Annotated in this window: 18 protein-coding genes; 1 reads left to right on the top strand and 17 read right to left on the bottom strand. The window is 37.2% G+C overall.

Annotation, left to right across the window (positions count from 1 at the left end; genetic code table 11):
* Positions 1-29: 29 nt before the first annotated feature.
* From BN3326_RS10180 to BN3326_RS10190, 3 genes are all read right to left on the bottom strand, one after another.
* Positions 30-1,223 carry an ROK family protein gene (locus BN3326_RS10180; protein WP_069999081.1) on the bottom strand — a complete coding sequence of 398 codons (1,194 nt, stop codon included), beginning with the start codon at positions 1,221-1,223 and terminating at the stop codon, positions 30-32.
* 371 nt (positions 1,224-1,594) lie between these two features.
* The gene (dhaK, locus tag BN3326_RS10185) at positions 1,595-3,358 is read right to left on the bottom strand and encodes a dihydroxyacetone kinase subunit DhaK (protein WP_069999082.1); all 1,764 of its coding nucleotides are present in this window, start codon (positions 3,356-3,358) and stop codon (positions 1,595-1,597) included.
* Positions 3,359-3,360: 2 nt separating this feature from the next.
* Positions 3,361-4,497, bottom strand: a complete 1,137-nt coding sequence (locus BN3326_RS10190) for a glycerol dehydrogenase (protein WP_069999083.1) — start codon at positions 4,495-4,497, stop codon at positions 3,361-3,363.
* Positions 4,498-4,783: 286 nt separating this feature from the next.
* On the opposite strand from BN3326_RS10190, the gene BN3326_RS10195 reads away from it, so the two are divergent.
* Positions 4,784-5,812, top strand: a complete 1,029-nt coding sequence (locus BN3326_RS10195) for a PocR ligand-binding domain-containing protein (RefSeq protein ID WP_069999084.1) — start codon at positions 4,784-4,786, stop codon at positions 5,810-5,812.
* Positions 5,813-5,932: 120 nt separating this feature from the next.
* Here the strand turns inward: BN3326_RS10195 and BN3326_RS10200 are convergent, their stop codons facing one another.
* The 14 genes from BN3326_RS10200 to BN3326_RS10265 all read right to left on the bottom strand — a co-directional run bounded on the left by BN3326_RS10200 (position 5,933) and on the right by BN3326_RS10265 (position 21,545).
* The gene (locus tag BN3326_RS10200; protein ID WP_069999085.1) at positions 5,933-6,907 is read right to left on the bottom strand and encodes an SPFH domain-containing protein; all 975 of its coding nucleotides are present in this window, start codon (positions 6,905-6,907) and stop codon (positions 5,933-5,935) included.
* A gap of 22 nt (positions 6,908-6,929) precedes the next feature.
* The gene (locus tag BN3326_RS10205; RefSeq protein WP_207646332.1) at positions 6,930-7,724 is read right to left on the bottom strand and encodes a TPM domain-containing protein; all 795 of its coding nucleotides are present in this window, start codon (positions 7,722-7,724) and stop codon (positions 6,930-6,932) included.
* Positions 7,724-8,749 (bottom strand): TFIIB-type zinc ribbon-containing protein, encoded by a 1,026-nt coding sequence (locus BN3326_RS10210; protein WP_069999086.1) that lies wholly within the window; start codon positions 8,747-8,749, stop codon positions 7,724-7,726. Before BN3326_RS10210 ends, BN3326_RS10205 begins: the two co-directional genes overlap by 1 nt.
* Before the next feature lie 73 nt (positions 8,750-8,822).
* On the bottom strand, positions 8,823-9,497 hold the full coding sequence (locus BN3326_RS10215; RefSeq protein ID WP_069999087.1) for a PspA/IM30 family protein: 675 nt from the start codon (positions 9,495-9,497) through the stop codon (positions 8,823-8,825).
* An 84-nt stretch (positions 9,498-9,581) separates the two neighbouring features.
* Positions 9,582-10,982, bottom strand: a complete 1,401-nt coding sequence (locus BN3326_RS10220) for a L,D-transpeptidase family protein (protein WP_069999088.1) — start codon at positions 10,980-10,982, stop codon at positions 9,582-9,584.
* Positions 10,983-11,222: 240 nt separating this feature from the next.
* A complete protein-coding gene (locus BN3326_RS10225) occupies positions 11,223-12,032 on the bottom strand; it encodes an SDR family NAD(P)-dependent oxidoreductase (protein WP_069999089.1) in 810 nt (269 codons plus the stop codon).
* Positions 12,033-12,072: 40 nt separating this feature from the next.
* Positions 12,073-12,957 carry a 2-hydroxy-3-oxopropionate reductase gene (gene garR / locus BN3326_RS10230; protein ID WP_069999399.1) on the bottom strand — a complete coding sequence of 295 codons (885 nt, stop codon included), beginning with the start codon at positions 12,955-12,957 and terminating at the stop codon, positions 12,073-12,075.
* A gap of 23 nt (positions 12,958-12,980) precedes the next feature.
* Entirely contained in the window at positions 12,981-13,910 is a 930-nt protein-coding gene (locus BN3326_RS10235; protein ID WP_069999090.1) for a transketolase family protein, read from the bottom strand.
* Between the two features lie 17 nt (positions 13,911-13,927).
* Entirely contained in the window at positions 13,928-14,752 is an 825-nt protein-coding gene (locus BN3326_RS10240; protein WP_069999091.1) for a transketolase, read from the bottom strand.
* Positions 14,753-14,779: 27 nt separating this feature from the next.
* Positions 14,780-16,363: a glycoside hydrolase family 43 protein gene (locus BN3326_RS10245; RefSeq protein WP_069999092.1), complete on the bottom strand. Its 1,584-nt coding sequence runs from the start codon at positions 16,361-16,363 to the stop codon at positions 14,780-14,782.
* Between the two features lie 39 nt (positions 16,364-16,402).
* The gene (locus tag BN3326_RS10250) at positions 16,403-17,251 is read right to left on the bottom strand and encodes a carbohydrate ABC transporter permease (RefSeq protein WP_069999093.1); all 849 of its coding nucleotides are present in this window, start codon (positions 17,249-17,251) and stop codon (positions 16,403-16,405) included.
* A 42-nt stretch (positions 17,252-17,293) separates the two neighbouring features.
* Positions 17,294-18,181: a carbohydrate ABC transporter permease gene (locus tag BN3326_RS10255; protein ID WP_069999094.1), complete on the bottom strand. Its 888-nt coding sequence runs from the start codon at positions 18,179-18,181 to the stop codon at positions 17,294-17,296.
* Positions 18,182-18,259: 78 nt separating this feature from the next.
* Positions 18,260-19,600 carry an ABC transporter substrate-binding protein gene (locus BN3326_RS10260; protein WP_069999095.1) on the bottom strand — a complete coding sequence of 447 codons (1,341 nt, stop codon included), beginning with the start codon at positions 19,598-19,600 and terminating at the stop codon, positions 18,260-18,262.
* Positions 19,601-19,742: 142 nt separating this feature from the next.
* On the bottom strand, positions 19,743-21,545 hold the full coding sequence (locus BN3326_RS10265) for a sensor histidine kinase (RefSeq protein ID WP_069999096.1): 1,803 nt from the start codon (positions 21,543-21,545) through the stop codon (positions 19,743-19,745).
* Positions 21,546-21,547 lie beyond the last annotated feature (2 nt).

A 21,547-nucleotide genomic window follows, 5' to 3' on the forward strand; every position in this document is an offset into this window, starting at 1 on the left:
ATGCGCCATTTACCACCCAGTTAATAGTGTTATCCTTCTATACCATCACTCTCTATTCCCCCTGTATCATAGAACAATTTTCTCAGCGCCAGTGCCGCTGGACCTATGGCACTATTGTTCGGATCCAAATCTGAAAGCTTGATAACTGCTTTTGTATTAACCCCCAGATATTCACCCACTCTTTTCTTAATCATCTCAAAAATCTTAGGCTGGCTGAATATGGATCCGTAAATGCAGATATATTCTGGATTAAACAATATAATGCTGTTTGCCAGAGATTTAGCAAAATAATCATAGCGCTTCTCAAAAATCGATGTAATCGGTTCATTCTTCTTTTCCAGCAGCTCATTGACGATTTTATAATCGATAATGGAAAGATTCTTGTTAATGATCAAATGACTATACGCTGCCCCCAGCTTTTCGATGTCCTTGATAATTCCCTTTTCTGAAATCAGAGACTCAAGACACCCCTTTCTCCCACAGCGACAGGATGTATTAGCATCTATGTCTACAACGGTATGACCAATCTCTCCAGCCTTATGGTTGGCGCCTTCAATAATTTTCCCATTTTGAACAATAACCATCCCTAAACCAGGACCATACTTAACAAACAGAAAATTTTCACTAGTCTCTCTAAGGCTAAAATCCATCTGCCACATTGCCAGTGTCTTTACATTATTATCTGAAACTACTGTCATCTTCAACTTCTTACTGATTTGAGCCTTAATGTATGCTATATCTAGGTTTTCCATTTCACCGATATAGCCTATTCCCATTCCAAAAACCGCTTTTTTTTCTATCCCATTATTCCACAGGAGATACAGACTTTTTTCAATAATGAAATCTATAAGTTCTGCATTATCATAGGTGTAGCTTTCATCAAATTCATGAAAGTAAATATCAACGGTTTCACCCAAAACATTTGTTATCAAAAGTGTCATATAGGTTTCAGAAATAGATAGTCCAAGCACATAACCAAGATTCTTGTTCAGCTCTAACAGTATCTTCTTTCTGCCGACCACACCAGTTTCCTGGCTGCCTGTTTCGACAATGATTTTTTCATCCATCATTTCAGAGATAATGGATGAGATAGCCGCTTTAGTAAGTTCCATTTGATCAGATATATCTTTGCGGCATATATCTCTCTGACTTCTTAATATTCTTAGAACTTTGCTTCGGTTTTTAACTTTAACATCACTTTGGTTTAATCCTTTTTTAGACAATCTATTCCTCCTCTTTCAAACAACAATGAAATACCTCTCCCATCAACCACAATAAAACTATAATGCTCTTTGATTATCTCATCTAACCATTAAAATTTTATTATGTAACCATTGATTTCATTTGATATTCTTATTATTTTATTGTTGTTTTTTTCTTTTGGTTATCTCAGTTAACTAATTACTTCTTTAGTATAACTTATCTTTTGTATAATGTCAACATCAAAATAGATTCTCTCTCTCTTATTTAATACAATTTACACAATTAGTTTATATATACTAATGTAAATACAGATATTATTTATTAATAATTGGATGTGAGCATAATGATTATGTTCACATCCAACAAAAAATAAATATTATTCTTAGTTAGGCTATCTTCTCCAGATAATAGCTTCATTGATCCTTGTAAAAATAACGCCTAGCGCATGAGCACCTGCATCTGGGTAACCTAAACTACGTTCTCCTACCGTTCCAGCTCGTCCCATTCTGGCAACAATCTGCTCCGTACGTTTTGCGCCTTCAACAGCTTCCTCTGCTCCAAGTCTAAAAGCACTCTGCAATGTATCTCCACTTTGTGCACATTTTTTCCAGGATGCACTGCAAGGAATCAAGGCATCCATCAGCGTCTTGTCGCCAATATCAGCACCTCTGCCAAAGGACCGTTCGCCAGTTACCTGAATACCCTTAACTACGGCTTCAAGCATTCCTGCCATCTCTGTAAGGCTAAGAGACTTTTTATCTGCTGCGTATTTACCAGCAGCTCTGAAAGCCGAACCCCAAATCGGACCGGACGCACCACCGCAATGTTCCATAATAACCATCGAACACGCCTCAAGGAAACTACCTATATCCTGTGCTTTTTCTGACTGGATTTCGTTCCACTCTGCCTCTAATCTTTTAAATCCCTTTGCTACACTCATACCAAAGTCACCATCACCCGCATGTGAATCCAGTTCACAGAATGGGATTTCATTTTCAATAATGATCTCTCCCATCTTTTTAACGAGAAACATCATATTTTCGAGTGTGATTACATCCTGTGAAAACTGATTACTAAGCGTGTCTTTTGATACGTGGAAAATGGCTTTATTTTGTTCAGATTCCTTTGCAATGATAGAAAAATCTACTTCTTGATTACCCGACATTTTGAGTGCCGGCGTCTCAACTTCATCGGCCAGAAGTTGTTCGAGTTCTTCATCAAGCTTCATAATTGAGACCGATGCACCTGCCATATCGATACTTGTCATGTAGTTACCGACCATAACCTTGCCGACCTTCATCTTAAGATTTGCTAAAACCTTCATAACTGCATGATTTAGCAGATATAATTCCTGCAATGGCGTACCACCGAACCCGTTGATAAGAAGCGCAATTCTTTCCTCTTGGCTACTTTCTATTTTTAAATCCTTCAAGATCGCTTTGACCATACGGTCTGCAAGCACATCTGCTGTAGATACATCTTCTCTTTGTATACCCGGTTCCCCATGGATCCCTACACCGTATTCCATTTCACCCTCTTCGATTGTAAATGTCGGGCTGCCTTTAGCTGGTACGGTACAAGATGTCAGAGCAAACCCAATACTTCTTACATGATCTGCAGCTTTTTGCGCCAATCGTTTAACCTCATTAAGAGAATACCCTCTTTCTGCTGCGGCACCTGCAACCTTATGGACGAATACCGTACCTGCTACACCTCTTCTTCCGACAGTATATAAACTATCCTGTACAGCAATATCATCTTCAACTTTGATATAATCCACCTGCATCATATCTTCTTGCGCCAGATAAGCTGCATTTTTGAAATTCATCACATCACCACTGTAATTTTTGATGATTAGGAGTGTCCCTTTATTACTTTTTGTCTCTTTAATAGCCTGATAAACTTGAATTTGAGACGGCGATGCAAATACATCTCCACAAACTGCCGCATCGAGCATGCCCCTGCCCACAAAACCAGCATGTGCTGGTTCATGGCCGCTTCCGCCACCACTGATCAATGTTACCTTATCCGGGTTAATATCTACCTTTTTAATAATTTTATACTTGGATAAAAATTCAAGTTCTGGATGCGCCAGAGCTATACCACTGCACATTTCCATCACAACTGACTCCGGTTTATTAATGATTTTTTTCATCCCTAGGCCTCCATCTTTTTCTTATAACTGCTGCCCAACTGATCTGCCACTTTAATAGCAGCAGCAACAGCACTTACCGTTACTGGGAAAGGCATAGCATGAATCGATTCTTCTGGGATGCATGCTTTCTGCGCAACTGCTTTTAATTCTTCATCAGTAATGGTCTCAACTCCAATGTCTTTTAAACAAACCGGGAGTCCAACTTTTAGACAGAACTCCATAACTTCATACAAGGTTTCATTCGGTGCGTTTTCTAGAACAAGCTGTGCGAGCGTACCAAATGCAACTTTCTCACCATGGTAGTAATGGTGTGTCGCTTCGAGTATTGTCAGACCATCATGAATCGCATGTGCACCACCCAAGCCGCCACTTTCAAAACCGAGACCTGAAAGCAGAATATTAGCTTCAATTATATTTTCAAGTGCTGAAGTAATTTGATTCTGTTCATTGGCAACCTTCGCCTTTTCGCCATCCTTTAGCAGTGTTTCATAACAAAGTTTTGCAAGTGCTAAGGCTGTATTAGTGCCTTTCGCTTCAGAACATTGTCCTTCTCTGTATCCACAAGGCAGTCCTGCATTGACATTAGAATATGACTGCGAAGTAGCACGTGCTTCAAAATAGGTAGAGAGGGCATCACCCATCCCTGAAACTAAGAAACGTACTGGTGCTTTTGCAATAACAGATGTATCTACCAAAACAACATGGGGGTTCTGTTTGAAGTAAGCGTAGTCTTCGAAGGCACCTTCCTCTGTATAGATAACTGCCGAATGGCTGGTTGGTGCATCCGTTGCTGCAATGGTCGGCACAATAATCAGTGCTTCTCCTTCTGCGACGCATTTAGCTGTATCGATAGCTTTTCCGCCGCCAAGTCCGATTATGCAGGCACACCCTTTTTCAGATGCTAACGATTGCAGCCTTTTGATTTCAATCGTTGAACACTCACCTCTGAATCCACTCTCAACGAATTGAATCCCAAAACGCCCTGCAGTTGCATCTAATTGAACCTTGATACGCTTAACATCATCTGGATGCGCAATTAACAATGCAGAATCTCCGAAAGATCTGACAAAGTAACCAAGATTATAAAGCTCATCCTCACCTTGTACATATTTACCCGGGCTAATAAATGCTTTTCTCATATTGATACTTCCTCCCATTTATTTTTATTAGACTCCGTTCGAAGTCATTATTTAACTTACCTATTAATATCTTAAAACACATTCAGTCTATTTACATCGGAGCCAGAGTGCAAAATATTGCAATCACGAATCGTAATTTCTTGCATTATATTTGATATAATAGTATAATTTCACACAACAGCATGCCTTATCACTCATTATTTATTCATTTTGACACCATACCTGTAACCCCATTTCCTACTTATAGCTAATATCAACAAAATCGTATTGAAACGGAGGCCAATTCATGAAAAATGTACATTCTGCACTTCATCATGTTATTGATCTAAAAAAATGGCAAAGTTTACAAGATTCTCTTGCATTAGTCACCAAAATGAGCTTAATTACAATTGATTATAAAGGTACGCCTGTAACAGATCACAGCAGCTGCTGTGACTTCTGCAAGTATGTGCGTCATGACCCTTCTCTATTATCACTCTGTAAAAAGTGCGATTCCAGAGGAGGGCTAGAAGCCGTCCGTGCTAATAAACCGTATATTTATTACTGTCACTTTAACATCATTGATGTGGCTATCCCCATCATCATCAATGATACCTATGTCGGTGCTGTTATGGCCGGACAGGTAAAGCTTCCACCCCATAAAGAAGACACTTTAGAAAAACTATTGCATACCTCCAAAAGTGGGATCATCGAGGATACACTAGAAACCCTAGAGGCTGAATACGAGAGGATCCCCATTCTATCCCTCGAACGGATCAAGACAATTTCCGAGATGCTCTATCATCTATGTAATTACATTGTAGAAGAAGCTATCGATAAACAATTGAGCTTAGAAAGTTATACAGCTAGGCTCTATTCTGGCCAGACGCGTATTAAATCCGAGGAAATCAGCGGATTTAGTGTTGAACATATTAAGAAAGTAAAGAAGGAAGTTTCTAATACGCTCATTAATGCCTATGTCTCCGAAACACAGACTCATCCCCAAACAAGCCTTTCACCTTTATTACAGCCAGCTCTTGACTACATTTATCAACATAAAAGTGAAAATATTTCTCTTAAGAAGGCTGCCGAACTATGTCATATCAGTCCAAGCTATTTTAGTCGTATTTTTTGCAAAGCGACTGGCGAAAATTTTTCAACTTATCTCTCAAAGCTCAAAATACAGTGGTCAAAAGAATTACTTGAGACCTCAGATATGACCGTCAATCAGATTAGTGATACGCTAGGCTTCAACGATGCAGGTTACCTCATAAAAAAATTCAAAGCTCACATCGGTATAACACCTGCTGTTTACCGAAACAATTTACCAAGATAATTTAGATATAATAAAAAACCTAGAACGCATGCTAAAATACGTTCTAGGTTTGGTTAATACATATTCTGTTTCTCTACCTAATCGGTGTATTTGGAGACAGCTATTATGGGCATGGGGCTGTTACAATAGTTTTTCTCCGCAGTTTGAACAAAACTTCCCCTCTCCTGTTTTTGTACCGCAGTTAGGGCAAAAGTTATGTTTTTTTTGCACAGTCTCTTGCTCCCCGTGGTTTTGGTTTTGCCCTTGTTCCTTATTCATCTGCTTCATCATTTCACCAGCTATATTCATTCCCATCATCATGCCAGCCATATCAGATGCGGCGCCTCCACCTTTAACCTTACCCGAGGCAATCCCGTCTATCATTTCGACTTGTTGATATTTGCCTAAATCTCCAACCATACTGTGAGAAGCCGTTTTATTGATCATTTTCTGTATTTCTTCAGGGTAATTAAAACTGATAATATTAAATCCTGTAATCGTAAGCCCATCACCTAAAATACTCATATCTAAGTCTTCTCTGATACCTCTTGCAATATCAAAGGCATTAGCTTGAAGGTTAAACATATCTTTACCTTCTTTGCTAATCCATTTCATAAGGAGTTGATCTAGCTGAGAGATCACCCTTAATTTCACATCCTCTATAAAATAGGCTTCTTTTACACCTGCAATTTTATCTATTAAGGCCACATAATCATGAACTTTTACATTAAGCGTCCCATTGGCTCTAATAGGCATGCCTCCTGGAAGCTGAGGGTGTGGCATATGAATAGCATTTTTAGTACCCCACTTAACTGTAAATTCCTTTGTGTTAACAAAGAGTACTTCTGCACGCATGCCGCTGTTAAATCCGAACTTAAAGCCTTTAAGGGTAGATAAAAACGGAATAATCTGCGACTCAATGTCATAATCACCCTCGTCCTTAAATATCCCTTCAATACGTCCTGAATTTAAAAATATAGCATCTTGCCCTGGTCTAATGATTAATCTACTGCCTTTTTTGATCTCACGATTTCGCCATTTCCAGAAAATCATATCATCTCTAAACTCTTCCCATTCTACTACATTTGCAAATTGATTTTTAAAGATCATAGTCATAATCCCTCCATTTCATTGTATATTAAAAACCGCCTCGGCTTCCGCTATGAGAATGTCCGCCTCCTGATGTGCCGCCTCCCATACCGCCTCCGCCGCCTCCACTATTACTGGATGGCTTTTTATGTTTAGTAACATGGGTTCTTATATAAACATCCCTTCTGTCAGTGACCCCTGAATGACTGCTATCTAAATAGGTTGCACCTCCGGTAGTCATCCGCCCACCAGAACGATAGGCCATAACCCCAACGCTGATACCAGCCACACCAAGGGCAGCAAGCACTTGAAACCACCATTTAAATAAGATGTTCTCCGGATTTACTCCAGGCCTTATACCCATATACTTATAGGATAAGGTGATAAAGCTATCAAACGCTTCATAATAATTTCCTGCAGATAACTCTGGTGTTATTTTTCTACGAATAAGGTCACACCTGCTATTATCTAAATACTGCTCACCTTTATAAAAACCTGCAACATATACTTCTCTATGCTGCAAATCAATCGTTAAAATTGCAGTATCACCATGAGGCTTATCATAACCCAAGCCTTTTTCATCATAAAAATCCTCCATATAGCCTACAACATCTTTGCCTTTTGTATCTCTGGTGGTCAATATAATAATGTCTACTTGTCTTTTTTCACTATAGGTATTAGATAATGCTTCTAGCTTAGCTGCTTCCTCAGCTGTTAAAAGTTCTGCAAAATCATATACTTTTTGATTCACCTTTTGTGTGGCCATTACTGGATAAACACTAAGTACCATCAGCAGCATGATAAGCATCACTGAAAATTGTTTTAAATATCTCTTAACCTTCACTAGAATACACCTCCAATGAGCCATGCGATCAGTTTGATGACTATCCATGTAATACTTGCAATGCCCCCAAACCAAGCAGCTATTTTTTGATAACTAAGGGGCGGCTTACCTACAATTTTGCCAGTTTGCCCATTCATTGCAAAAGTATGCTCCGACTTCTTATAGTCATAGCATACCATCCATACAGGAAACAATGTATAATAAGCTTGTTTTTGCTTGGTATCAATGCGCTTATTTTTATAAGATGTAGTACTATAACCCGTGATCGTAGAACTGATGTAGGAATCTATATAGCTGTCTATTCTGTGCTTAACCCGTGGTAAGAGCTGCTGGGCATCATAATTATACTTTTCCGCAATGTAACCTGCTAAATACGGCGTATTAAAATCTTTGAGTTCACTATACTCATAGGGCTCTAGTTTATCCATGAGTTCATCGTTCATTTTTTCTGAGGCATCTGCTGGCACCTTGATATAATTAAGGTCTACACTGCGGTGGACATCATAATAGCTGGTTTCAGTAAAGATATACTCCCCTCTGCTATATGTCCTAACCCTTGTGCACGTTGCATCTACATAAGCCTTAGCATTTAAGTCATATAACCAGAAAGGTACATAGATGCCCGTTATACTTTTTACTCTGTCTGCACTCATAAACCCTTTAGGTGTTAAAAGTCCATTTTTGCACCAAGCTTTGAAAGCATCCATGGCCTTTTCTTTACTGATCTTAAAAGGAATAACTTTAGCAGGTGCCATATTGCCTGACAATCTATCTGCGAGCACAACCCCTGCCCCGCAAAAGCTGCAGGTAGTTGCTGTTGTATCTGCATCCGTCAGGACTTCCGCTCCACAGTTTTTACAATGGTATTCTACAGTTTCTCCCTCTGCAAATACATGAGATATAAAATCTTTAGGAAAGTCTTCTACATTATCTTTTCTCCCGCAACTTCCACAAGAGAGCTTGCCTGTTTCACTATCAAAAACCATATCTGCACCGCAGCTTGGACATTTATAATGGATAACCATTATTCTCCCCTCCTACATTAAACAGTATGAAAGCTGTAGATCTTTAATAACTACAGCTTTACTGGTATGCCATTTAATTCTTATTTAAACGCGCTTTTAATGCTTCTAATTCATTGTCTATATTTGTATCTTTCTCATATTTAGCCATTAAGTCCTCAATATCATCCTTTGGTGCTGCATTTAAAGCTGCCATAGCATTGGCTTTATCAAGGGCCTCATTGGCTTTCTGTTCCATTCTATCAAAAGCAGATATGGAATTATTCGCACTGCTTACAGAAGAACCGATTTTATTGATTCTTTCCTGGGTCTTTGCAACTGACAATTTGCTCTTAATCATGTTTTTACGAGATTCTAGTTCTCCTATATCGGCAACCAGCTTATCATGCATTTCTCTCATTTTTACAGCATTAGATGCCGCAAGTTTATATGCTTCATTTAAGCCTGATTCTTTTGCTGCCAAAAGAGCCTTTCTCTCCAAAAACTTTTTCGCATCTGTTTCATTATCGGCCTCTAGGGCTTTGATAGCATAATTTTGCATCTTGCTCATTTCTTCTGTTAGTTCATCTAGCGCTCTTTTAGAGCGTTGCTCTTCTGCCATAACAGCAGCTGTTTCAGATTTAACCTTACCTAAATCACTCCTAAGATTTCTTAAACATTGCTCTATCATCTTTTCTGGGTCTTCCACTTTATCCAAAAGCGCATTAATGTTACTTGCCATAATATCCTTAAATCTTGTTAAGACAGCCATGTCTTACCTCCCTTATTCTGGTATATTTTCCAAACTACCTTTATGAAAACAATATATCATAATCTAACCTTTTTTACAATTGTACTACTCCACTTCTTCATAACAAATAATAGGCGTTCCCTCTTCTATATTCTCATATATTTTTTTAGCTAAATAGACTGGTACATTTATGCATCCATGACTTCCACGCCGTTTATAGATATCGCCTCCAAAAGAATATCTCCAACTTGCATCATGGATGCCAATATTTCCGTTAAAAGGCATCCAATAAGTTACTTCAGCTTCATAATTTGGGCCTCTTAGTGTCGATCCTTTCTCCTTATAATTAAGCATATAGATCCCGGTCTTAGTAGGATTTCCTCTATTCGGGTTACCTGTTACTATGGTCCCTGCAGTAACGAGCTTGCCTTCTTTATAAAACCATAAATACTGTTTTGTTATATTAATTTCTACATAAGTATCGCCTATGTCATCTTCACCTCTCGCCAAAGCCTTTTGAATATAAATTGGTTCTTTTTCCATTACCTCACCAAGCCTTATATTTTCGAGCAACGCCTTTGCCTCAGCAGTCCAATTCATTTTCCATCCATAAAAACCACCCTTAACTTCTACTTTTTTTCCTGTAGATGTTTTAATATTTCTTACTATACCAACTGTATCATATTTTTTAGCCAGTCCTTGTATATATTCCCTAACTGCTTTTTCATTGACGTGGACATCTAAATTTTCATCCACACTGAGCCAGCCACTTATTATATTGGCATCTACTATTTCGCTTTGACTTCCAAATACATAGGTGATTTTTGCTGATACATACTTATTGAGTAGCTTCTGAGTTTCAACTGTTTTATCAGAGCTTAAGGTATACTTTGGATTGTAGTAACACAGATTTTTATCTAAATCTAATTTTGTTTTGCCTTCTAATATACTCTTTTCTATAGCTTTACTGAGTAGATCTCTATGTATTTTATTACCATACACTTCCGGTATTGTTTCATAGGCACCTTCCCTGTACTTAAAACTTACATTTCGCGGCTCTATAATCTCTTTATTTAAACAATTTAATGTATTTATTTTTTTTTCAAAATTATCTTTATTATAAAAAAATAAATCAGCAACGTAATACTTTTGATCTTTTAATAAGGAAGTTATCCATTTAAATGAACGCTGGACTTGATAAATCTTAGAAATACTATTTTTTTCATTATATAGCATACCTATATCTTGTCCTAATATCTCTTCTATTTCAAAATTTCGCTCAACTAATTGCAGCTTATAATCTTTAACATAACTTCTGATAATTCCACTTACCTTATGATGTGCTTTTAGCGAGACATCAATGCCATTTATTTCTGTATTAAAAAAATAATGATTTGTAAAATAGAGCGCAATAAGTAAATAGATGAGTACAATTGAAGCTGCAAAAATAGCAATATTTTCTAAACTTTTACTTTTGAAAATTCTTTTTATATTAATATTCCTCATATCTATTTACACCTTTCATCAAAAATACACTTATTTAAATAGCTTAACTAATCTATCATATGCTTGTATTTTCGATTTTAAAACTGAATATAACTAGTACTTTTTTATCCGTAGGCTACAATCAAAATGTACGTCACATAACTAACAACATTTAAAATTGCAAAAAGGCTATAAAATCATTGATGTCCTTTAATAAGTCAACGATTTTATAACCTCTAGTTTTAACTCGATTAAGATCTTTTAATACTTTGTATCATATGGCCAAGGCTGCCCACCCGCAATACACCCACCGTCAACTCTGTATTCGCATCCTGTAATATAACTCGATGCATCCGATGCAAGAAGTACACAAACCCCCAGCATATCTTCAGGGTATCCTGGACGGTTCATAGCTATTCTGTCAAGAAGGTACTTGGAACGTTCTGGATGTTCCCATGTAACTGTAGTCAGAGGGGTTTGGATATGCCCTGGACTTATACAGTTGGATCTGATATTGTATTTAGCCCATTCAACGGCTTGCGATTTTGTGAAAGAATAAATGCCGCTTTTTGTAGCTGCATATACAGAGCATCCTCCAAGTACCCAGCCAGTATTATGGGAACCGATATTGATAATACTGCCGCTATTTTGCTTCATCATATAAGGTGCAACTTCCTGAGATACTAAAAATACACCTTTTAAATTAACAGCCATAATACGATCATAGGTAGCTTCTTCTACATCCATAAAACCTTCCCTTTTATTAATCCCAGCACAATTTACAAGAACATCAATATGTCCATAAGTCTTTCCTATTTCTTCTACACATGATTTAATAGTGTCATGATCCATCACATTTAGAATATGTACAGAGGCCCGGCCGCCTTGTGTTTCTATCTCTTCTTTGACTTCTTTTAATTTCTCTTCATCTATATCACAAAGAGCTACCGCTGCTCCTACCCCAGCTAAGCCTACTGCCAGCCCTCTTCCTATACCGCCTGCTGCTCCTGTAAATAATACGACTTTTCCTTCTAAAGAAAACAGTTTTTCTAAACTTAATCCAATTGACATTTCAAAGACCCCTTTTTATGATCTATTAATAAATAATTGTCTATTTGCGTATAGTAGTCCCTGTAATTTTTTCGTAATACTGCGCAATGCCACTATGGTCATTTTGGCCATAGCCGTCCGCATGTAATACCTGCAGCATTTCCATAACTGATGCGGTTAAAGGAAGATGGGCACCCACTTCGTGGCCTGTCTCCAGTGCATTATTTAAATCTTTAATGTGAAGATCTATTTTAAATCCAGGCTTAAAATTCCCCTCAGTAATCATAGGAACTTTTGCATTCATAACAGTAGAACCAGCCAGCCCGCCTTTTATAGCATCAAATACTTTTATAGGATCTACACCTGCTTTTGTACTTAACATAAAAGCTTCAGAAACTGCTGCTATATTTAAAGCCACAATAACTTGATTAGCAAGCTTTGTGGTATTGCCCGCACCACTCTCTCCGCAATAGACTGCACTTGCCCCCATAACCATAAGAATGTCATAGACTTCATCAAATACCTCTTTATCACCACCCACCATAATAGATAGGGTGCCGTCAATGGCCTTAGGCTCTCCTCCCGATACAGGGGCATCAATCATTTTGACGCCTTTTTCAGTACACGCCTTATATAGTTCCTGGGATGCAAGAGGTGCAATAGAACTCATATCTATAATAATAGTCCCTTCTTTGGCCCCTTCAAGAACGCCTTCTTCCCCCATAATAACCGTTTTTACATGAGGGCTATTAGGCAGCATGGTAATAATTATTTTACATTCCTCAGCAACAGCTTTGGAGGAAACTCCTGCTTTTGTACCTGCTTCAAGAAGCTTATCAACATTTTCCTTTATAACATCATATACCACAACTTCATAGCCTGCACTTAAAAGATTTTTAGCCATGGGATTTCCCATAATACCAAGCCCAATAAATCCAACTTTCATCTTCATTTCATCCTCCTTCTCTTTTATAACGCTGCCATTTCTTCAATAGCTTCAATAATATGTTCTTTTGTAAGCTTATAGTATTCTAAAACATCAACGTAACTATGTCCGCTGCCTCCAAAGGTATCATTGACACCAACATACTGAGTAGGTTTGCCTATTTTACGCAGCACCTCAGATATGGCACTTCCAAGTCCCCCTACAATACTGTGTTCTTCAGCAGTAACAACTGCTTGGCATCCTTGCACGAGTTCAATAATAGCCTCTTGATTTATAGGCTTAATGGTACTTACATTAACTACCTTTACTGAAATTTTATCTTTCACTTCTTCTGCTGCTTCCAGTGCTTTGCCTACCATAATACCTGTAGCAAATACAACAATATCCCTACCTTCCCTTAAAACACTTGGCACCCCAATTTCAAATGGCTTATTTTCTTGGGTTACATTTTCATAATCATTACGATTTAACCTTAAATAACAAGGGCCTTCCATATTAACCATAGCTTTTACTGCCTGCACTGTTTCATTAGCATCTGCCGGACTAATAACTGTCATATTTGGAATAGCTCGCATAATGGCTAGATCCTCTATCGCTTGGTGAGTCGCTCCATCACCAAAATCTGACATCCCTGATGAGGAACCACATATTTTTACATTTAATTTTCCTATAGCAATAGTCTGACGTATTTGGTCATAGGCACGACCGCTTGCAAAAACTGCAAAAGAATTGGTAAAGGGAATTTTACCAGACTGCGCCAGCCCTGCTGCAACAGAAGTCATATTGGCTTCTGCAATACCCATTTCAAAATGCCTCTCAGGATAGGCCTCTTCAAATAATTTGCCCATAGTTGAAGCCCCAAGATCTGCATCAAGAACGACTATTCTCTCATCATCTTTCCCTAGTTCCACTAATGTATTACCATATGCTATTCTCTGATTTGTATAGACCATCTTTTTCTCCTCCTACCTTAAGCCAATTCTTTTAATGCTTGCGCATATGTTTCTTCTGTCAGCATGCCATTATGAAATCCAACAACATTTTCAGCAAAGCTTACCCCTTTGCCTTTTACCGTATGGGCTATAATTACCGTAGGCCTTTCTTTTACTTGGTCTGCTTGATCTAAGGCTGTAAGAATCTCCTCCATAGAGTGTCCATCAATTTCAATCACGTGCCATCCGAAGCCTTCCCATTTAGGAATCAAAGGACTGGTATCAAACCTGTCAACTATTTTTCCATTGGCCTGTAGTTTGTTATGGTCAACAATAGCTACAAGGTTATCTGCTTTATAAGCACTGGCTGCCATTGCCGCTTCCCATATTTGCCCCTCTGCTATTTCACCATCTCCTACAAGCACATAGACCTTGCTGCCAATCTTATCCAGTCTCATACCAAGAGCCATACCAAGTCCTATAGATAACCCTTGCCCTAGTGATCCTGTCCCTGCCTCTATCCCTGGTGTTTTGATAACATCAGGGTGTCCCTGAAGATGAAAACCAATATCCTTCGTGGATTTTAAATCTTCAACTGGAAAATAGCCTGACTCAGCAAGTGCTGCATATTGTAAAATAGCCACATGTCCCTTGCTGAGCAAAAAGCGGTCTCTGTCAATCATCTTAGGATTTTGGGGGTCATGTTTCATTTTATGGAAATACAAAGCCGCAACGATATCCGCAGCAGAATTAGAACCTCCAATATGCCCGGCCACACCAACACCAATACTGATTACAACATCTTTTCTTAATTGATTTGCCTTTTGACTTAGCTTCTCTATCAACTCTTTACTATAACTCATTTTTTATCCTCCCTCACTTTTTAGAGATTACAATTCTTTGTATTCAAAATAGTCAAAATCAGCATATGTCCCTTGTCCAGATAGATCTTGGCAGCTTATGCCTATGAATGCTCCAGTAAACATAATATGTCCCGTCTGGGCATAATAATCATCCGAAAGTACAGTGGCATTCATAGCTTCTGCAACGCTTATATACACCTTATTATCTAAAGAATAAGAAAAATAAGCTTTTTCTTTTTCAGTGGTTAATCTTAAGTAAACCTCTCCTTCTTCTGGTAAAGATATCCCTACTCCAATTGGCTGAGTCCCTTTGCCTAGTACAGAAGCTATGATACTTAATACTCTTCCTGAGACTTCATCCTCTGTAATATATAAATAATAATAACTCAGCGAATCATAATAATAGACGAGTCCTGCCATCTGTTGAAAACTCTTAGGCTTGAAGTCTACCTTGGTCGTTACTTCACAATAAAAACTTTGCTGTCTATGGGCTAGAAGTGTCTGATGGTGACTAGATGTAAAGGACTCCTTACCATATAAACGTAAATACCCAGGTCTTTCTTTTAATGAAGCCCTCTCTCCTAGAGGTACACGTAATGTTTGAAAATGAATACTCCAAGTATCCTGATCAAACTCTTCCATTAAATATTTCTTTTCTACAGTAGAATCTGCTTCTACCCCTTCAATTTCTACTGTTTCAGAAGGCAAGTTCCCGCCATGAGCTAAACGCAGCCAGCCTTCTTGCCATGTGACTTCTAGAAGGGCAGTTTCTCTTCCTAAGATACACATACGCTCTTTTCCTACTGGTCTCCCGCATAGATGGGCCATATACCATTTGCCATTGTGTCCTTCTACCAGGCTTGCATGACCTGCTTTTTGAAGAGGATGTAGAGGTGCATGATAAGCCGTCAAAATAGGATTTTGAGGGTCTACCTCGTAAGGCCCACATATGTTTTGACTTCTTGCCATGGTTACAGCATGTTCATATCCGGTGCCGCCTTCTGCTGTCATGAGATAATAATAATGATTATATTTATAAATATGGGGGCCTTCAGTCAGTCCAAGAGGTGTTCCTTTAAAAATAATTTTCGGTTCTCCTATTAGACATTTCTTTTCATCAGAGTATTCCTGTAATACAATCCCACCAAATTTAGAATGCCAACGTCTATAGTCCATCAGCATATTAAGAAGATATTTTTTACCATTATCATCATGAAATAAAGAAGCATCAAATCCGCTGGAATTGAGATAAATAGGTTCTGACCAGGGGCCTCTTATATCTGTTGCTGTAACAAGATAATTGTGCGTATCCTTAAACATTCCTAAAAATGACTTTACATCCGTGTAAACAAGATAATACATACCTTTATCATAGGAAAGACAAGGTGCCCATATGCCGCAAGAGCTTGGATTGCCCAGCATATTAAGTTGCGACAGCCGGTCTAGAGGGTGGGTGATTAATTCCCAATGGATGAGATCCCTGGAATGATGAATTTGCACGCCTGGAAACCATTCAAATGTTGATGTTGCAATGTAGTAATCAGTATCTACCCTAATGATTGAAGGATCTGGATTAAATCCAGTTAAAATAGGATTAGTTGCATAGGCCATAAGTAACCTCCTTAAATGAATTGATAGATTCAAACACCTTTAGCCTTTTAGTCCAGAGGTTGATATCCCTTCAACGAAATATCTTTGGCATAAGAAGAATAAAATAACTACCGGAAGTACTGCCACACAAGCCATAGCCATTACTTTATTCCACTGTACTACCGTCTCTGCATCTAAAGAGAGACGCAGTGCTAAAGATACTGTATATTTGCTTACTGTATTGATATAAATGAGTGAATTAAAGTAGTCATTATAGGTCCACAAGAACTGAAACAGCCCAGCTGAAAATAATGACGGCTTCAAAAGCGGCAGTAAAATATGAATAAAGGTTTTTAAAGTACCGCATCCATCAATATAAGCCGATTCATCTAAATCCTTTGGCAGTCCTCGTAAAAACTGGATGAGCATATAGGTAAAAAAAGGATAGCATCCAAGTAAGGCTGGCAGATAAAAGGTCCAATAAGAATCCAATACGCTTAATGATCGATAAATGGTATATCTAGGAATAATAATAACTGCATTAGGCAGCATGAGCGTAGCAATAAGCAGCATAAAAAGTAATTTTTTACCCCCAAACTCAAATCTAGCAAAACCATATGCCACTAGGGCACTGGTTATCAGTGTAAATACGGTAGTAGGTATAACCAGAGCAAAAGTATTTAAGAAAAACTTCCCATAGGTCATGCCCCCTGTACTTCTCCATCCATCTACATAAGACTGCCAATTAAAACTAGAGGGCAATAATCTTAGGCTTCCAAATATTTCTTCATTTGACTTAAAACTTGCAAAAAACATCCAGATAAGCGGATAAATCATGACTATTCCTGCAAGTATTAAAATGGTATAGGATAAATTTCCGATGATTTTATTTTTTGTTTTTGTACCCATCCGTTTTCCCTTCTTTCAAAAATCTGATGTCTTAGCCATTATTTATTCATCTCCATAAAATACCCAGAACTTTGATGTCCCAAAAAGAAATACGGTAACACCTAATATAAGCATGAAAATAATCCACGAAGTAGCAGATGCATACCCCATCTTGTAGTATGAAAAACCATCATAATAAAGTTTTAGTCCCAGCATATAAGTGGATTTTACAGGGCCTCCCTGAGTAATAACGAAAGCTGAGGTAAAGTTCTGCAGTGCATTAATAGACTGCATAATAATAGCAAAAAATATAATAGGTGTGATTTGTGGAAATGTAATCTTAAAGAAAGTATTCATTCTGCTAGACCCATCAATTTCCGCTGCTTCATATAAAGATACAGGGACCTGTTTGAGTGCAGCAAGGAACATAACCATTGAAGAACCAAACTGCCATACTTCTAATGAACTTAAAGTATATAGAGCAATACCCGGATTACCCAGCCAAGAAACAGAATCAATACCCAAAGTATTCATAGCTGCATTAATAAATCCGTTATCCATAAACATCAATTTCCAGAGGATTGCTACAGCAATGCTTCCTCCAAAAAGAGAGGGTAAATAGAAAACTGTTCTTATAATGCCAATACCTCTTCTTGCCTTATTTAACATCACAGCTATAATTAATGACATAAGAATTTTTCCTGGAACAGTAAGTAAGGTATAACGTATGGTGATACGTAGTGAATTATAAAATTCCTTATCTTTTGTGAATAAATTGATGTAATTATTAATTCCTACAAAATTGATTTTGCCAAAAGCATTATAATCGGTAAAAGAATAATAGAGTGATGCCAAAAAGGGATAGATCTGCAACACAATAAGGCCGATTAACCATGGCAATAAATACAAATAGGCTTGATAGCTTCTTTTTTGTATAGCTGATTTCTTCATCTTTTCACCTCTTTCTAACAAAAATGAGATATCTGCTTAAGAGATATCTCATTCTCCGCTGTCTATAATACGTTTATTTTACTGAGCTGCTATGTAGTCTTTGAGTAAAGATACCACTTCCTTAGCTGCTTGTGATGGTGTTTTTACGCCATAGGCAACATTTTCATAAGCATCTTTAAGGATTGCTGTAACTTCAGCACTTGTTGTTTTGCCACTATCTGATACACCATTATATTGCTGACTTACATCCACCGCCATTTTAGTCAGAGGATTTAAAGAACCGGCTGCTTCTGTAATCTGTTGTGCCTTAGCTGTAGGCGGTACAGAACGAACTGTTCCTAAAGTTTTGATAGCTTCTTCATCATTGAAAAAGAAGTCTAAAAACATAGCTGCTTCTTTAGGATACTTGCTCTTTGCATAAATACCTATATACTGAGGGCAGTCATTAACCCAGCCGTCACTTAATGCATCCTTGAAAACAGGCATATTTCCTGCTATATAATTAGCACTTGGGTTTGCTGCCGCCATAACCTGTACAGATGATGTAAAGCCCACATTACACACATATTTTCCTGCTATCCAGTTTGGATCCTCTTGATTATTGGTGCCATAAGAAGCCATATAAGATAAAGGAACTGCTGTTTTACTATCATAGAGTTCTTTGATATAACTTAAAACTTTCTCAAATTGTTCCTCTGTCATAACCAGTTCTGAATTTGCATTAATAATAGGTTGATTATTCATCTGCCTTGACCACGTACGTATAACAAAAGCCATCATAAAGTCAAGATTTCCTGAAATAAGATATAAAGATGGGTCATATTCTTGAACTTTTTTCCCCCATTCAATAAGTTGCTCCCAGTCATAATCTATAGTAAAATCAATACCTATTTTTTCCGCCAAATCTTGATTAACAATAATGGCACTTCCAGCCTTGCCCATAGGAATAGCATACTGGCTGCCTGATCCAAACTGACCATTATTAATTAAAAAGTTTTCATCAAATTCAGAGAAATTGATATCTAGCTCTGATAGATTAACAATCTGTCCTTGCTCAAAATATTCAGGAGCTGCTCCTGTTTCCATTTGTATAATATCTGGTGCTGTACCTGAAGCCAATTGGGTCATAAGCTTATCATTATAGCCGTCTTGTGCACTGTACTCAGCTTCAATAGTAATCCAAGGATATTTCTTTTGAAATTGATCAATGACGGCTAAAGTTGCCTCATGTCTTGCATCTCCACCCCACCAAGAAAATCTTAGTTTAACGGGTTCATTTTCTTGCGTTTTTTCTGTATTTTCCGGAGAAACATTATTTGCTTTGGATGTGCTAGCCGCCTCATTACTTTGAGCGCCGCTACAACCTGCAGATGATACAGCTATTACCATCGCCAGCATCATAGTCATAATTTTTTTCATACTTAACGCCTCCTATGTGTTTTTTGTAATATTATTTTATCATTCTTTCCATATGCTCAAAAGATACCTAGCTTACTGTATATCTTCATTTTCAAAGGATTACAGGAACTACGGTATCATTTTTACTGGTTTTTATTCATTTCTACTCTTTATTATCTTTACTTTTATTTACTAAAGCCTGAATGGGAATTTTAAAGCTTATTTCTGTTCCCATTCCTTTTTTACTTCTTATATGAATTTTACTATATTCTCCATAGTGCAGTACTAATCTGCGATTTAGATTAGTAAGTCCTATATTTTTAGCTTTAATATCATTAATTCTTAAATAGAGTTTTTGTATCTCTTCTTTAGTCATGCCGCATCCGCTGTCAATGATAGAGACATACATATTATTTTTTCTGCCGAATATTTTTATTTTTATATAAAAGCGTTCATTTATAGATGTATAACCATGATTAACACTGTTTTCAACAATAGGCTGCAACATCAGACGAAAGACCTGATAATCTAATACGTTCTCCTCTATTTCAAAATAAGTCACAATTTTATTTTTAAATCTAATTTCTTGTATCTGCATATACGCTTTTAAATAATCAAGCTCTTCTTTTAAAGTGACAAGCTCTGTCGGATCATTCAGTGCATATTTGATAATCCTGGAGAGCTCTTGTATCATCGTATGCAACGTAGATAATCCTCCTAACTCTTTAAGCACCTCCAGATCCATGGTTTGAAGTGTATTAAATATGAAATGGGGGTTTATCTGCATTTGCAGTGCTTTTAGCTCAGAAATTTCATTTTGATGCTGCTTTTCTAATAAGTGGGTTTGCATCTGATTGTTTTTGATAAAAAGAAACAATATGTTATTCATAATCAGGTTATATTCATCTTTTACAATAGTCTGAGGTTTTTCTACTGTCTCCCCTCTTTCAGCTGCACCAAATAACTCCACTAAACTAGTAATATGTTTAAAGGCAATTTTTGTAATTATCCACGCCAGTAGCATAATCAATGACAGATTAACTATTAATATACTTACTGCAATCTGCAGATAATTAAGCATCTTATCTTTAAAGGTATCAAAAGTTATCAACGACACAAAGTAAGTATCAAAGTAATCTGCAGGTTTAATACAGAACAAATAGTATTTCCCATTAACTTTTACCCACTTTTGATTACTTTTAAATTCTCCATCTAATTGATAAGCTTTAATCATTTTTTGAAAAAAATCCTTTTCTTTCTCTACATCCATAGCAGACTGTTCATCACTTGAAAAAAGTACATCCCCTCTGTCATTGAGATAAAAGAAACTTTGTCCTGAGTGATACAGCATACTTCTAATCATCTCTCCAAAATTTTCCGAATTAATATTCACAACAATAACGCCATTCGCTGAAGTCATTTTTTGATAGATAGTAATAACCTTTTTAGCTTCCTCGTATTGATATCTTTTGATCCATCTCGTCTCAACAAATTGTTTTTCTTCTTCTGACATCTTGCTATATTTTTCAAACCATGCTTTGTCATAAAAGGTCTGCAGAGAAACTAACTGCTCTGATGAAGAAGTTAAATAATTATTTCTTCCATCAAGATAAAAGTAAATGGAGTTGATATAGGGATAAGCGCTCTCAAAACTTCTCAAAAAACTTTTTGCTGCATTCAAAAAAATGACATCTTGATACTCTAGCTCACTATGATTAAAGAGTTTTTGAATTGATAATTTATATTGAGCAATTCCCATCATCATATCCTGCTGATGTATAGTGCTATAAGCTACATAGACGATATTATCGTTGATGCTTTTAAGAGTATTAACACCTTGTTTTTCGAGTTCTCTTTGCTGAGTTTCTAAAATAAGATACCCCATAATAAGAAAAAGGACCAGCAAAGGAATAATCATAATAATTGCATAGGTCCGAAATCGTTTTATAAAAAATTTACGCAGCATAC

Origin of the sequence: Cellulosilyticum sp. I15G10I2 (assembly GCF_900095725.1) — a bacterium.
Lineage (GTDB): Bacteria > Bacillota > Clostridia > Lachnospirales > Cellulosilyticaceae > FMMP01.

Bases quoted from the DNA above. Each gene is read 5' to 3' on its own strand.
- dhaK (WP_069999082.1), bottom strand. From the start codon at position 3,358: ATGAAAAAAATCATTAATAAACCGGAGTCAGTTGTGATGGAAATGTGC.
- BN3326_RS10190 (WP_069999083.1), bottom strand. From the start codon at position 4,497: ATGAGAAAAGCATTTATTAGCCCGGGTAAATATGTACAAGGTGAGGAT.
- BN3326_RS10195 (WP_069999084.1), top strand. From the start codon at position 4,784: ATGAAAAATGTACATTCTGCACTTCATCATGTTATTGATCTAAAAAAA.
- BN3326_RS10200 (WP_069999085.1), bottom strand. From the start codon at position 6,907: ATGACTATGATCTTTAAAAATCAATTTGCAAATGTAGTAGAATGGGAA.
- BN3326_RS10210 (WP_069999086.1), bottom strand. From the start codon at position 8,749: ATGGTTATCCATTATAAATGTCCAAGCTGCGGTGCAGATATGGTTTTT.
- BN3326_RS10215 (WP_069999087.1), bottom strand. From the start codon at position 9,497: ATGGCTGTCTTAACAAGATTTAAGGATATTATGGCAAGTAACATTAAT.
- BN3326_RS10220 (WP_069999088.1), bottom strand. From the start codon at position 10,982: ATGAGGAATATTAATATAAAAAGAATTTTCAAAAGTAAAAGTTTAGAA.
- BN3326_RS10225 (WP_069999089.1), bottom strand. From the start codon at position 12,032: ATGTCAATTGGATTAAGTTTAGAAAAACTGTTTTCTTTAGAAGGAAAA.
- garR (WP_069999399.1), bottom strand. From the start codon at position 12,957: ATGAAAGTTGGATTTATTGGGCTTGGTATTATGGGAAATCCCATGGCT.
- BN3326_RS10235 (WP_069999090.1), bottom strand. From the start codon at position 13,910: ATGGTCTATACAAATCAGAGAATAGCATATGGTAATACATTAGTGGAA.
- BN3326_RS10240 (WP_069999091.1), bottom strand. From the start codon at position 14,752: ATGAGTTATAGTAAAGAGTTGATAGAGAAGCTAAGTCAAAAGGCAAAT.
- BN3326_RS10245 (WP_069999092.1), bottom strand. From the start codon at position 16,363: ATGGCCTATGCAACTAATCCTATTTTAACTGGATTTAATCCAGATCCT.
- BN3326_RS10250 (WP_069999093.1), bottom strand. From the start codon at position 17,251: ATGGGTACAAAAACAAAAAATAAAATCATCGGAAATTTATCCTATACC.
- BN3326_RS10255 (WP_069999094.1), bottom strand. From the start codon at position 18,181: ATGAAGAAATCAGCTATACAAAAAAGAAGCTATCAAGCCTATTTGTAT.
- BN3326_RS10260 (WP_069999095.1), bottom strand. From the start codon at position 19,600: ATGAAAAAAATTATGACTATGATGCTGGCGATGGTAATAGCTGTATCA.
- BN3326_RS10265 (WP_069999096.1), bottom strand. From the start codon at position 21,545: ATGCTGCGTAAATTTTTTATAAAACGATTTCGGACCTATGCAATTATT.